This window comes from Pseudomonas sp. Pse79 (assembly GCF_024519615.1).
Lineage (GTDB): Bacteria > Pseudomonadota > Gammaproteobacteria > Pseudomonadales > Pseudomonadaceae > Aquipseudomonas > Aquipseudomonas veronii.
In genome coordinates this window covers 85559-99519 of the sequence record NZ_JALJRR010000023.1, presented here as the reverse complement: position 1 = coordinate 99519, position 13961 = coordinate 85559, and the positions used below count along the sequence as shown (strand labels likewise).

General features: G+C 62.1%; 10 protein-coding genes. 3 read left to right on the top strand and 7 right to left on the bottom strand.

Annotation, left to right across the window (positions count from 1 at the left end):
* Positions 1 to 145: 145 nt before the first annotated feature.
* Complete coding sequence (locus NR164_RS24105; RefSeq protein WP_256823345.1) at positions 146 to 2671, bottom strand: sulfite reductase flavoprotein subunit alpha; 2526 nt, start codon at positions 2669 to 2671, stop codon at positions 146 to 148.
* 134 nt (positions 2672 to 2805) lie between these two features.
* Positions 2806 to 5091: a TonB-dependent siderophore receptor gene (locus NR164_RS24100; RefSeq protein ID WP_256823344.1), complete on the bottom strand. Its 2286-nt coding sequence runs from the start codon at positions 5089 to 5091 to the stop codon at positions 2806 to 2808.
* Between the two features lie 204 nt (positions 5092 to 5295).
* Here NR164_RS24100 and NR164_RS24095 point away from each other — a divergent pair, with 204 nt between their 5' ends.
* Positions 5296 to 5976, top strand: a complete 681-nt coding sequence (locus NR164_RS24095) for a Fe2+-dependent dioxygenase (RefSeq protein ID WP_017845451.1) — start codon at positions 5296 to 5298, stop codon at positions 5974 to 5976.
* Positions 5977 to 5978: 2 nt separating this feature from the next.
* Positions 5979 to 6728, top strand: coding sequence for a tetratricopeptide repeat protein (locus tag NR164_RS24090; RefSeq protein ID WP_057005150.1), 750 nt, complete (start codon positions 5979 to 5981; stop codon positions 6726 to 6728).
* A gap of 49 nt (positions 6729 to 6777) precedes the next feature.
* On the opposite strand, the gene NR164_RS24085 is transcribed toward NR164_RS24090, so the two are convergent.
* From NR164_RS24085 to NR164_RS24065, 5 genes are all read right to left on the bottom strand, one after another.
* Positions 6778 to 7941: a type III PLP-dependent enzyme gene (locus NR164_RS24085; RefSeq protein WP_017845449.1), complete on the bottom strand. Its 1164-nt coding sequence runs from the start codon at positions 7939 to 7941 to the stop codon at positions 6778 to 6780.
* 474 nt (positions 7942 to 8415) lie between these two features.
* Positions 8416 to 9573, bottom strand: a complete 1158-nt coding sequence (locus NR164_RS24080) for a betaine/proline/choline family ABC transporter ATP-binding protein (RefSeq protein ID WP_017845448.1) — start codon at positions 9571 to 9573, stop codon at positions 8416 to 8418.
* Positions 9570 to 10223, bottom strand: a complete 654-nt coding sequence (locus NR164_RS24075) for an ABC transporter permease (protein WP_017845447.1) — start codon at positions 10221 to 10223, stop codon at positions 9570 to 9572. The genes NR164_RS24080 and NR164_RS24075 overlap by 4 nt, the downstream gene beginning before the upstream one ends.
* A gap of 11 nt (positions 10224 to 10234) precedes the next feature.
* The gene (locus NR164_RS24070) at positions 10235 to 11128 is read right to left on the bottom strand and encodes a glycine betaine ABC transporter substrate-binding protein (RefSeq protein ID WP_256823343.1); all 894 of its coding nucleotides are present in this window, start codon (positions 11126 to 11128) and stop codon (positions 10235 to 10237) included.
* 20 nt (positions 11129 to 11148) lie between these two features.
* Positions 11149 to 11901: an ABC transporter permease gene (locus tag NR164_RS24065; protein WP_226926039.1), complete on the bottom strand. Its 753-nt coding sequence runs from the start codon at positions 11899 to 11901 to the stop codon at positions 11149 to 11151.
* Between the two features lie 295 nt (positions 11902 to 12196).
* Here NR164_RS24065 and NR164_RS24060 point away from each other — a divergent pair, with 295 nt between their 5' ends.
* Complete coding sequence (locus NR164_RS24060; protein WP_017845444.1) at positions 12197 to 13780, top strand: peptide chain release factor 3; 1584 nt, start codon at positions 12197 to 12199, stop codon at positions 13778 to 13780.
* Positions 13781 to 13961 lie beyond the last annotated feature (181 nt).

The following is a 13961-nucleotide window of genomic DNA, read 5'->3' as shown; positions in this document are numbered from 1 at the left end:
TAAAGGATGTCCCCGGTCTCGTTTGTAAAGGATGTCTCCGTCTGTACACCCCGATGGCGGTGGATCAGTCAACTCTTGGGTTACTGACACACCGCTATCGGGGGCAAGCCCCCTCCCACATAAGTTCTTCAGTGGTTAGAGGATCTCAGTAGACATCGCGGCGATAGCGGCCCTGTTCGATCAAGCGCTCCACCGCCTCACTCCCCAGCACCTCATGCAGCACCTGATCCACCCCTGCGGCCATCCCCTGCAAGCTGCCGCACACGTAAATCGCCGCGCCGTCCGCCAGCCATCGACGCAACACGTCCGCCGATTCGCGCAGGCGATCCTGCACGTAGATCTTTTCCTCCTGGTCGCGGGAAAACGCCAGGTCCAGCAGCGCCAGGTCACCGCTGGCCAGCCAGCCTTGCAGTTCCTCCTGGCACAGGTAGTCGTGGGCGATGGTGCGTTCGCCGAACAACAGCCAGTTGCGCTGCTGGCCGTCGGCAATGCGTGCCTTGAGCAAGCTGCGCAAACCGGCCAGGCCAGTGCCGTTGCCCAGCAGGATCAACGGCGCAGGCGCGTCCGGCAGGTGGAAAGCGCTGTTGCGGCGCAGGCGCAGGCTGATGATCGAGCCGAGGGCCGCGTGTTCGGTCAGCCAGCCCGAGCCAAGGCCGAGGGTGCCGTCCGGATGACGTTCCTGGCGCACGATCAACTCCAGCACGCCGTCGCTGGGAATCGAGGCGATGGAGTATTCGCGCATGCCCAGGGGCGCCAGCGCGTTCACCAGCGCCTGGGCATGCAGGCCTACCAGATGGGCGCGGTTGTCCGGCAGTTGGCGGGTGGACAGGGCCTGGTCGAGGGTGTGCGCCAGGCCGTCGATCAGCACGCTCTCGCTGCCGGCCAGGCCCAGGCCTGCGAGGAACTGCGCGATGGCCCGGCTGCCGTTGCGCGGCAGGATTTCCACCAGGTCGCCGGCCGTCCAGCGTTGCCCTGACGGCACGCTCAGCTCCAGCAGGTACACAGCCGAACCGACACTGCCAGGGTTGAGCAAGGTGCGCTGGTTCAAGCAGCAGTTTTCATACTGTGCGCTCGGCCACGCCGCTGTCGGTGCGTGCCCGGTGAGTTGCCCCAGCTGTTGTTGCCAGTGCTGCAGGGCATGGGTGTCGCCGCTGTCGACTTCCACGGGGGCGAACAACGGGGTGCCGCCCTGGTTGGTCAGCCAGAAGTGCAGGCGCCGCGCAAAGCCGCAGAAGTGCTGGTACTGGCGATCGCCGAGGGCCAGTACCGAGTAGTTCAAGCCTTTGAGGGACAGGTTCTGCCCGAGCACGCTGCGCTCGAAGCCACGGGCGCTGTCGGGGGCTTCGCCGTCGCCGAAGGTGCTGATCACGAACAGCGCATTTTCTGATTGGCGCAGTTGGTCCTGGCTGACGCTGCCCAGCGGCTGCACGTTCACTGGCAAGCCCGCGGCCTGCAGTTGCCCGGCGGTCTGCCAGGCCAGTTGTTCGGCAAAACCGCTCTGGCTGGCGAAGCCGATCAGCCAGGCCGGCGCATGGCTGTGATTGGCGCTGAGGCGCTCGCGGGCATCGCGTACCTGGCGTTTTTTACGGCGACGGTCGAGGTACAGCAGCCAGCCGGTGATGAAGAACAACGGCATGCACAGCGCGCTGACGGTGAGGATGATCCGCCCCACCAGGCCGAAGTAACTGCCGGTGTGCAGCGCGTAGAGGCTGGTCAGCAATTGAGCCTTGAGGCTCTTGCTGGCGTAGCGCTCGTGGGATTTCACCGCGCCGGTGGCCGGGTCCAGGTTGATCTGGTTCAGCGCGCGGTCGTGGGGCGAGTTTTTCAGCAGGTAAAACACCGTGGCCGGCTGCCCGGCGACTGCCGGCATGCGGATGTTGTAGGCACTCAAGTCGGGGCCGGCGCTGCTGTAGATGCTGCTCCAGATCGCCGCGTAGTTGGCCTCCGGCGTCGGGCCCGCGGGCGGTGGGCCGCGTTTGCGCATCCGTTCGTTCTGCGGGGCGTCGGACAGCAGCTTGTTCAGGCCCTGGTTGTACCATTCGTAGGACCACGACAGGCCGGTCAGCGCTGCCAACAGATAGAACAACAGGCACCAGGTGCCGAACACCGAGTGCAAGTCCCAATTGAAGCTGCGACCTTTTTTGCGCCAGTCCAGGGTCAGCCACACGCGCCAGTTCGCCACCTGGCGCGGCCAGCGCAGGTACAGGCCGGACAGGCAGAAGAACAGCAGGATCAGCGTGCAGGCCCCGGTGATTTGCCGGCCGGTGTCGCCCATGGCCAGGAAGCGGTGCAGTTGCAGGAGAAACCCGAACACGTCCTGGCCGACGGCGTCGCCCATGTAGTCGCCGGTGTAGGGGTCGAAGTAACGCATCTGGCCGCGCCGTTCACCCGGCGGCGGGGTGAAGAATACGCGTGCGGCGGTGCCGCTGTCGGTTTCCACCCACAGCATCGACACGCGCTTGCCTTCGCTGGCTTCGAGCTTGCGCACCAGCTCGGCGGGCGGCAGTACCCCGGCGTCGCGTTTTGCCACGCTCAGCACGCTGGGGTTGAGCGCGCGCAGTATTTCATCCTGGAACGACACCGCCGCCCCGGTGATCCCCATCAAGGCCAGCACCAGCCCGGCAGTGATGCCGAAGAACCAGTGCAACTGGAACAGGGTTTTCTTCAACACGTCGGACCGCCTCGCTCATCTGGATATCTGTAGCACGGCGCGCATTATGCCGTGGGTTGTCGAGAAACTTTGTTGTTTAACACGCAAAAGCCCCACGCATCGATGCGTGGGGCTGTTGGCTGCGGGTTGACCGTTTAGAAGTGGAAGCTGGTGGTCAACAGCGCGGTGCGCCCGGCCGCCTGGTTGGCGAAGTGGGTCGAGAAGGCCTTGTCGTAGTAGGTTTTGTCGGTCAGGTTCTGCACGTTCAGTTGCAGATCGACGTTCTTGGTCAGCTTGTAGCTGGCCATGGCGTCGTAGCGCGTGTAGGACGGTACATACACGGTGTTGCCGGCATCGCCGTAGACCTCGTCGACATAGAACGCACCGCCGCCGATGGTCAGCTTCGACGTGATGTCGTAGGTGGTCCACAGGCTGAAGGTGTTCTTCGGCGTATTGGGCATTTGGTTGCCCTCGCTGGAGCCGGCGCTGAGCACCCCGTTGCGCCCGTTGCGTCCGGATTTGACCAGCTCGCTCTCGAGGTAGCTGTAGCCGGCGAACACTTGCCATTGATCCGTGAGTTTGCCGCTGGCCGAGAGTTCGAGGCCATCGACGCGGGATTCACCGGCGTTCTCGTAGGTCAGGGCATCCACCAGAATGCGCGTGTTCTTCTTCTCGGTGCGGAACACGGCAGCCGTCAGCGAAAGGCGGTCGTGGAACAGATCCCACTTGGTGCCCAGCTCGTAGTTGACGGTTTCTTCCGGTTGCAGGTCGCTGGTGGCGGCGCCGGCGGACAGTGGGTTGCCGTCGGAGCCTTCACCGACCAGACCACCGGCCGGCGTGGCCGAGGTGGCGTAGGACGCATAGATGCTGGCGTTCTCCACCGGCTTCCAGACCAGGCCGGCCTGCCAGTTGAAGAACTGGCTGTCGTCTTTGATCTTAGTGCGCCCGGTGGTGGCGTTGGTGTTGGCCTCGGTGTCGAAGGTGTCGTAGCGCAGGCCGACGTTCAGTAGCCATTTCGGGTCCAGTTCGATGGTGTCGAACACGTAGGCGCCGCGGCTGGTGGCTTTGGTGTTGGTGCCGTTGTAGTTGCGCGCGATGCTGCCGGTCCAGGCGTCGTCCGGGTTCGGGTTGCTCAGCGAGGTGCATTGGCCGCCCAGGCTGCCTTTGGCCACGGTGCAGACCGGGTTGGCGTTGGGGCTGATGGTGTAGCTGCTGACACGGGTTTCTTCGCCGGTGAACTCGAGGCCGGTGGAGTAGGTGTGCTTGAAACCCAGCGCGTGGAAGTTGCCGAACAGATCGGTCTGGTTGGTGGTGGTCTCGGTGGTCGATACGCGGCTGTTGGCGCGGCGCCACACGGTGCCGAACTTGTTGACGTTGAGTTTGCTGTCGTCCGGTTGCGTGAGGATATAGTCCTGGCCGGTGTTGCCATGGCGCAGGGTGTTTTTCAGCGTCATGTTGTCGTTTAGGTCGTGTTCGACGGAGACCGTGCTGATATCGGCGCGGGTCTTGCGGAAGTCGCGACTCTTCAGTCCGTAGAAGTTATTGCTGTCGCCGCCGTCGTTGGGTTTGTCGTGTACGTGGGCGGTGGCGGTCGCGGAGCCGTAACCGTAGGGGATCCCCGAATCCGGCAGGTCGTCGCTTTCCATGTGGTAGTAGCTGACGTTGACGCGGGTCGGCGTGCCCAGGCCAAAGGTCAGCGACGGCGCCACGCCCCAACGGTCGTAATTCACCGCGTCGCGGCCGGCGACGTTTTGTTCGTGGCTCATCAGGTTCAGGCGGAACGCGGCGCTGTCGTCGAGGAATTGGCGGTTGACGTCGAGCACGTAGCGGCGGGTCTGGTCGGAGCCGTAGGTGAAGCCGCCGTTGGTGAAGTCGCGCGCCTGGGGTGTCTTGCTCACCAGGTTGAGGCTGCCGCCGGCCGAGCCACGCCCGCCGAACGAAGAGTTCGGGCCTTTGCTGACTTCGATCGATTCGATGTCGAAGATCTCACGGCTCTGGCCGCCGGTATCGCGCACGCCGTCCAGGTAGGTGTCGCCCTGGGCGTCAAAACCGCGGATGAACGGGCGGTCGCCCTGGGGGTTGCCGCCTTCACCGGCGCCGAAGGTAATGCCGGGCACGGTGCGCAAGGCATCCTGCAACGAGGTGGCGGCGGTGTCCTTGAGCACTTGCTGTGGCACCACGGTGACCGAGCGCGGCGTGTCCACCAGCGGCGCGGTGTACTTTTGCGAAGAGGCTTTTTCGACCTGGTAGGAGGTGGCGTCCTGTGCTTCCCCGGTGATGCTGGTGGCGCCCAGGGAGATGCTGTTGCGCTGGCCTTTCTGTTCGGTGTCGTCGGCCGCTTGCGCCAGATGGGCGACAGAGCTGGCGCCGAGTGCAACGCCGATGGCCGAAGCCAGCAGGCGTGGTGAACTGGCAGGTGTTTTTATGCAAGTGCGCGACATGACGTGTCCTTTCCCCAAGGATGTGAGGCCGCGGAATATAGGCTGAACAAGACTTTGTATCAATTGCGACTTATTGCTATTCGTAGCTAATTTACATTCTTTACACTTTTCCCTTACGGTTTTTACGATCTCGTTCGTCTTCGGGTTTTACAGAGAGGATAAGAATCAATACCATTAACGTCTTTCCGCTCTCAGGTAGTGCTCATGTTGCTGCATATTCCCGGCCTGTTCTCTCGTGAGGAAGTGCAGCGCATTCGCCAAGCCCTGGAAACCGCCGACTGGGCCGACGGTAGAATCACCGCCGGGCACCAGTCCGCCAAGGCCAAGCACAACCTGCAATTGCCCGAAGGCCACCCGCTGGCCAAGGAAATCGGTACGGCGATGCTGGAGCGGTTGTGGCAAAACCCGTTGTTTATGTCGGCGGCGTTACCGCACAAAGTCTTCCCGCCGCTGCTCAACTGCTACACGGCCGGGGGCAGTTTCGACTTTCATATCGACAATGCCGTGCGCCAGCCCAAGGGCAGCCAGGAGCGGGTGCGTACCGATCTGTCGTCCACGCTGTTCTTCAGCGACCCGGAGGACTATGACGGCGGCGAACTGGAGATCCAGGACACCTTCGGCGTGCAACGGGTCAAGCTGCCCGCCGGCGATATGGTGCTGTACCCCGGCTCCAGCCTGCATAAAGTCAACGCCGTGACCCGTGGTGCGCGCTACGCCTCGTTTTTCTGGACCCAAAGCCTGGTGCGCGAAGACAGCCAGCGCACCCTGCTGTTCGAGATGGACGGTGCGATCCAGCAACTGACCGCGGCGGTCCCGGACCACCCGGCGTTGATCCAGCTCACCGGCACTTACCACAACCTGTTGCGTCGCTGGGTCGAGGTCTGAGCATGGGCTTTTTATTGCGCCGTGAAGAAGTGCTCAACGTCGAGCAGTTGCAGCGCATGCTCGACGACTCGCCAGTGCGCGCGGCCCAGGCGATCCTGATCGCGGCCAGGGAGGGCGTGGCGGATGCCCAGGCCTTGCTCGGGCAGATCCTGCTGGAAGGGCGCGGCATCGAGCGCGATGAAGCGCTGGCACTGCGTTGGTTCCAGATCGCGGCGCAGGGCGGGCACCTGATGGCGCGCAATATGCTGGGGCGTTGCCGCGAGCATGGCTGGGGCTGCGTCGCCGACGAAGCGGCGGCGGCGCGGGACTATCGGCTGGCGGCCGAAGCCGGGTTGGACTGGGGGCAATACAACTACGCCAACCTGCTGGCCACCGGTCGCGGTGTCGCCGAGGACCAGGCGCACGCGCTGAGGTGCTATCGCCAGGCGGCGGAGCAGGGCCACGCCAAGTCGATGAACCTGTTGGGGCGCTATCTGGAAGAGGGTCGGTTTTGCCCGAGGGATCCGGACGCTGCCGTGGCGTGGTATCGACGCTCAGCCGAAGCCGGGGATTTCCGTGGGCAGTTCAGTTACGCGGCGGTGCTGGCCGACAGCGGCCAGATCGAGGCGGCGCTGGCGTGGTTGCGCAAGGCCTTGGCCGGCGGCAATCTGAAGTTTTTGCGGGTGGCGCACAAGGCGCTGGCGCAGGCGAATGATCCGCGGATTCGGGCGATGGCCGATGCCTATGAGCAACATGCCATGACCTGTTTCTGAGCGATAAAAAAACCCATGACAGGTCATGGGTTTTTTGTTCGCCGGCGTCTTACACGTAATACGACTTCAACGGCGGAAAGCCATTGAACTCAACCGCGCTGTAGCTGGTGGTGTACGCACCGGTCGACAACCAGTACAACCGATCACCGATCGCCAGGTTCAACGGCAGGCCGTACTTGTAGTTTTCGTACATGATGTCGGCGCTGTCGCAGGTAGGACCGGCGATCACCACTTCTTCCATCTCGCCTTTCTTCTCGGTCCAGATCGGGAACTTGATGGCTTCGTCCATGGTTTCGATCAGGCCGGAGAACTTGCCCACGTCCGTGTACACCCAGCGCTCGACGGCGGTGCGCGATTTACGTGCCACCAGCACCACTTCGCTGACCAGGATGCCGGCGTTGGCGATCAACGAACGGCCCGGTTCCAGGATGATTTCCGGCAGGTCGTCGCCGAAGTCTTCCTTGAGGAAGCGGATGATTTCCTCGGCATAGGTTTCCAGGCTGTTGGTGCGGGTGATGTAGTTGGCCGGGAAGCCGCCGCCCATGTTGATCAGCTTGAGGTGGATGCCGTCTTCTTCCTTCAGGCGCTCGAAGATCACTTTGACCTTGGCGATCGCCGCGTCCCACACGCTGATGTCGCGCTGTTGCGAGCCGACGTGGAACGAGAGGCCATACGGCACCAGGCCCAGGTCGCGGGCGAGGATCAGCAGGTCCATGGCCATGTCGGTCTGGCAGCCGAATTTGCGCGACAGAGGCCAGTCAGCCGTGGTCGAGCCTTCGGTGAGGATACGCACATAGATTTTCGAGCCCGGCGCGGCCTTGGCGATGTTGCGCAGGTCGGCTTCGGAGTCGGTGGAGAACAGGCGCACGCCCTTCTCGTAGAAGTAGCGGATGTCCTTGGATTTCTTGATGGTGTTGCCGTAGCTGATACGGTCGGGGCTGACGCCGCGGGCCATGACCTTGTCCAGCTCGTAGATCGAGGCGATGTCGAAGCTCGACCCCTTGTCTTTCAACAGGTCGATGATCTCGACGGCAGGGTTGGCCTTGACTGCGTAATAGATTTTGGCGAATTCGAAACCGGCGCGCAGGTCATCGTAGGCCTGGCTGATCATCGCGGTGTCGATCACCACGAACGGGGTTTCTTGCTTGTCGGCGAACGCCTTCATTTTGTCAAAAGTGGCGCGCGCGAAATAATCTTCGACGTTGATCGACATGCTGGGAACTCCTAAGGGCAAACTAAATTGATCAATGGGTGCAAATGAACGTCCTCCGTATCCCCACTTTGGTTCGCCTACTTCCCAAGGCATGTCGCCGAAAGCAAAAAGGCCATGGGATAAGCTTCCCTTGGCCTTGCTGTCTCGTCGTCAGTACTTGAGCCGGATGGATCGTTTCCAGCATGGACGTTCGGCGCGAACTTTAGGGCGTGAGGGGCTTGAGATCAACTAAAAATGTCGCGTTTTTGCACGCGTTCGTCGCGGGACCGGGTGCAGCTACTTATGTAACCGACCGGTGTGACGGATTGATGTTCCCTGCAGGCGGATAATCAGGGGGATTTCCCTGACACACCACGGACCAAATGTGGGAGGGGGCTTGCCCCCGATGGCAGTGTGTCAGTCATGAATATATTGACTGATACACCGCCATCGGGGGCAAGCCCCCTCCCACAGTTTTAAGCGTGTTGTGTCAGGTCAGGCCAGGGCGGTTTCGGCAGGCGAAACGATACTGGTCTTGCCCCCGCGCGACTTGCCGGAGCTCAGGTACTCGGCAATCGATTCCTGGGTCACTTCGCCCAAAAACACCCGCTCGGCGTCCATCACCGGCAACCATGAACGGTTGAACTCGTACATGCGCGACAACAGGATGCGCAAGTGCTCGTCATACGCGGCCGTGGCGTTGAATTCGCGCAGGTATTGACCGCAAGTGCCGGTCTGACGGTGCAGGTCGCGACGGCGCACATAGCCTAGCGCCTTGTTGTCGGCGCAGGTGACCACCACATAGCGGCGGTCGAGTTCGTCCATCAGCTCCAGGGCATCGGCCACCGGGGTTTCCGGGCTGACCGACGGGGCGTTGTCTGCCGCGTCTTCGGCTTTTACCAGCAGCAGACGCTTGAGGGTGCTGTCCTGGCCGACGAAGTTGCTGACGAACTCATCCGCCGGGTGCGCCAGCAGGGTGTCCGGGTGGTCGATCTGCAGCAGTTTGCCGGCGCGGAAGATGGCGATCTTGTCACCCAGCTTGATGGCTTCGTCGATGTCGTGGCTGACCATGATCACGGTCTTGTTCAGCGCGCGCTGCATCTCGAAGAACTCGTTCTGGATCATCTCGCGGTTGATCGGGTCGACCGCGCCGAACGGCTCATCCATCAGCAGCAACGGTGCATCCGCGGCCAGCGCCCGGATCACGCCGATGCGCTGTTGCTGGCCACCGGACAGCTCACGCGGGTAGCGGTGCAGGTACTGCTTGGGCTCGAGCTTGATCATGCTCATCAACTCGCGGGCGCGGTCGTGGCATTTCTGCTTGTCCCAGCCCAGCAACTTGGGCACGACCACGATGTTTTCCTCGATGGTCATGTTCGGGAACAGGCCGATCTGCTGGATCACGTAGCCGATGTTGCGACGCAGGGTCACTTCGTCGAGGTCGGTGGTGTCTTCGCCGTTGATCAGGATCTTGCCCGAGGTGGGCTTGATCAGGCGGTTGATCATTTTCAGCGTGGTGCTCTTGCCGCAGCCCGAGGGGCCGAGGAATACGCAAATCTCGCCTTCGTTGACGGTCAGGCTTACGTCGTTCACGGCGGAGACAGTCTTGCCGTTGCTTTGGAAAGTCTTGGTCAGGTGTTGAAGTTCGATCATTTGAGCAGTCCTTTTGGAGTCAGCGAGCGTTGCAGCCATTGCAGAAGCAGGTCGGCGAAGATGGCCAGGAGACTGACCAGCACGGCGCCGACGATCAGCATCGACATGTCGCTGCGGCTGATGGAAGCCAGAATAAGTACACCCAGGCCGCCGGCGCCGATGGTGGCGGCGATGGTCATCACGCCGATGTTCATCACCACGGCGGTGCGTACACCGGCGAGGATCACCGGTACGGCGATGGGCAGTTCGACCATGCGCAGGCGCTGGCCGAAGGTCATGCCGATGCCTTTGGCGGCTTCGCGGATGCCCGGCTCCACGCCGGTCAGGGCCAGGTAGGTGTTACGCATGATCGGCAGCAGGGAGTAGAGGAACACGGCGGTGATCGCCGGCATTGGCCCCAGGCCCTGGCCGAATTTGGAGTAGAACGGCAGCAGCAGGCCAAACAGGGCGATGGACGGCACGGTCAGCAGCACAGTGGCGCTGGCTTGCAGCGGGCCGGCCAGGCTCGGGAAGCGGGTCATCAGCACGCCGAGGGGCACGCCGACGACAATCGCGAGGATCACGGCAATGCCGACCAGGGTGATGTGCTGCCAGGTCAGGTGCAGGACTTGGGCCCAATCAAGATGGGAAAAGGCGTTTAAAAATTCCATGTCTTCTCCTCTTAGTTGAGTGGATGCTGGCGCAGGAAGTCGGCGGCGACGGCGGATGGGCTTTCATGGTCGACGTCGACCCGCGCGTTCAGTTCGCGCATGGTTGTATCGTCAAACAGTGCGGCCAGTGGCTTCAGATCGGCGGCCAGTTGCGGATGAGCGTCCAGGTACACCTGACGCACCACCGGCGCGGCGGTGTAGTCCGGGAAGTAGTGCTTGTCGTCTTCGAGCAGCTTCAATTTGAAGGCATTCAGGCGCCCGTCAGTGGTGTACACCAAGCCGGCAAACACCTGGCCGTTACGCAACGCGGTGTAGACCAGCCCGGCGTCCATCTGCCGGGTGTTTTTGCGGGTCAGGTTCATGTCGTAGAGCTTGACCATGCCGCCCATGCCGTCGGAACGGTTGGCGAACTCGGTGTCCAGGGCCACCAGGCGCGTGGCCTTGGTTTTTTCCGCGAGGGCTTGGGTCAGATCGCTGATCGTGTTGATCTGCGGGAATTCCTGGGCCACGTTCTCAGGCAATGCCAGCGCGTAGGTGTTGCTGAATTTCGATGGCGAAAGCCAGACCAGGCCTTTTTTCGCGTCGAGTTCTTTCACCCGAGCGTAGGACTGTTCGCTGTCGAGCTTCTCGTCCACATGGTTGTAGGCCACCAGCGACACGCCGGTGTATTCCCAGATCAGGTCCAGTTGCCCGCTTTCCTGGGCACTGCGCGCCAGGTTGCTGCCCAGGCCGCCGGTCACGCGGGTGTCGTACCCCTTGGTGCGCAGGTACTGGGAAGTGATTTCGGCGAGCAGGGTCTGTTCGGTGAACACCCGTGCGCCGATGCGGATGACCGGTTTTTCAGCGGCTTGCGCAACCCCTGCAAACAGCAGGATGCAGCTCAATATCAATGTCAGTTTTTTCATGTGAATTCCTTTGCCGAGCCTTAAGACGCACGCACTCCGCGTTCCAGCCAGAGGCGGCTGCCCATGGTCACCAGACCGTCGAGCAGCAGGGCCAACAGCGCGGTACACGCGGCGCCGAGCAGCAATTGCGGCTGATTGTTCAGGGCGATGCCGGGGAAGATCAGGCTGCCCAGGCTGTTGGCGCCGATCAGGAATGCCAGCGGCGCGGTGCCGACGTTGATCGCCAGGGCCACGCGCACGCCGCCGATGATGATCGGCACGGCGTTCGGCAACTCGACGCGAAACAGCACCTGGCGCGGGGTCATGCCGATGCCGGTGGCGGCTTCTTTCAGCGAGCCCTGGACGTTTTTCAGGCCTTCGTAGGTGTTGCGCACGATGGGCAGCAATGAAGCGAGGAACAGCGCGAAGATCGCCGGGCCGCTGCCGATGCCGAGGACGCCGAGGGCGATGGCCAGTACGGCCAGGGGAGGGACGGTGTTGCCGATGTTGAAGATCTGCATGAAGCGTTCGGCGCGCCCGACCATGTTCGGGCGGCTGAGCAGGATACCGGCGGGGAGGCCCACAATCAGGGCGGCCAGCATGGAGACTAGGACGAGAATCAGGTGAGCTTGCAGGTAAAACAACAAATCGTCGCGGTACAGTTCGATGGTGTTGATGCCGATCCAGTGGATCAGCAGGGCCAGGAGAGCGACGACAACCGCTCCTCCTATCAGCCCTTTGCCATAGCGAATAGCCACAGGCGGACTCCTTTTTTCTTCTGTCGGCGAACACATTCCTGCGTGGCATGCCATTGCTGGCTGCCGTTGAATGTGGTCGCGAAAAGCAGCTCGCCCATGCCGGCAAAAGCGGCATGAGGTCAAGCCATGAGCGCAGCCTCGTCAGGCTAACTTGCTGATTTTTCAGCCCCTGTTTCGAGTGCGGTTGCAGGGGAGTGGACGTCTCTACCTTTTAAAAGGTTCCATACTTGGCAGTATTTAGCCACCCCCAACCGGGTGAACGGTGGTCCGGCTGCCTGGGTTTGCGCTATACTCGCCGCCCTTTTTTGACTCACCTGCCAGGCGATTTCCCATGACCCACCAGGCCGCCGAAGTCGCGAAACGCCGCACTTTCGCCATTATTTCCCACCCCGATGCCGGTAAAACCACCATCACCGAGAAGCTCTTGCTGATGGGCAAGGCAATCGCAGTGGCCGGCACGGTGAAATCCCGCAAATCCGACCGCCATGCCACCTCCGACTGGATGGAAATGGAAAAGCAACGGGGTATTTCCATTACCACGTCGGTCATGCAGTTCCCGTATCGCGATCACATGATCAACCTGCTCGACACCCCGGGCCACGAAGACTTCTCCGAAGACACCTACCGCACCCTGACCGCGGTGGACTCGGCCTTGATGGTCCTCGACGGCGGTAAGGGCGTCGAGCCGCGCACCATCGCGTTGATGGACGTCTGCCGCCTGCGCGACACGCCGATCGTCAGCTTTATCAACAAGCTCGACCGCGACATCCGCGATCCGATCGAGCTGCTCGACGAAATCGAAGCGGTGCTGAAGATCAAGGCGGCGCCGATCACCTGGCCGATCGGTTGCTACCGCGACTTCAAGGGCGTGTACCACCTGGCCGACGACTACATCATTGTCTACACCGCCGGCCACGGTCACGAACGCACCGATGTGAAAATCATCGAGAAGCTCGACTCCGATGAAGCCCGCGCCCACTTGGGCGATGAGTACGACCGCTTCGTCGACCAGCTGGAACTGGTGCAGGGCGCCTGCCACGAGTTCAACCAGCAGGAATTCCTCGACGGCCAACTGACCCCGGTGTTCTTCGGTACCGCATTGGGCAACTTCGGTGTCGACCACGTGCTCGACGCCGTGGTGGACTGGGCCCCGCGCCCGCTGGCCCGGGTCGCCAACGAGCGCACCGTGGAGCCGGTGGAAGAGAAATTCTCGGGCTTCGTGTTCAAGATCCAGGCGAACATGGACCCCAAACACCGCGACCGTATCGCCTTTATGCGAATCTGCTCCGGCAGGTACGAAAAAGGCATGAAGATGCGCCACGTTCGCACCGGCAAGGACGTGCGAATCGGCGATGCCCTGACGTTCTTCTCCTCCGAGCGTGAACAGCTCGAAGAAGCCTACGCCGGCGACATCATCGGCTTGCACAACCACGGCACCATCCAGATCGGCGACACCTTCACCGAAGGCGAAACGCTGGGCTTCACCGGCATCCCGCACTTCGCCCCGGAACTGTTCCGCCGCGTGCGCCTGCGCGACCCGCTGAAATCCAAGCAACTGCGCCAAGGCTTGCAGCAACTGGCGGAAGAGGGCGCGACCCAGGTGTTCTTCCCCGAGCGCAGCAACGACATCATCCTCGGCGCCGTCGGTGTGCTGCAGTTCGATGTGGTCGCCAGCCGCCTGAAAGAGGAATACAAGGTCGAATGCTCCTACGAGCCGATCACCGTGTACTCCGCGCGTTGGATCGAGTGCAGCGATAAGAAGAAGTTGGAAGAGTTCTCCAACAAAGCCGTGGAAAACCTCGCGGTCGACGGCGGCGGTCACCTGACCTACCTGGCGCCGACCCGGGTCAATTTGGCGCTGATGGAAGAGCGTTGGCCGGATGTGAAATTCCGCGCTACTCGCGAGCACCATTAAGCTCTGAGCGGTGAACAAGAGGGCGAAGCTGTCATGGCTTCGCCCTTTTTCATGGGCGCTGCAAAACCAGAGGTGGGAGGGGCGGTGCTACGGTTCGACTTGCTCGCCCACATTTTTTGATCTCCACCCGATGTGGGGATTGGCGAGAACCCGGCATCGGGACTAGCTTCAACGCTGGCGG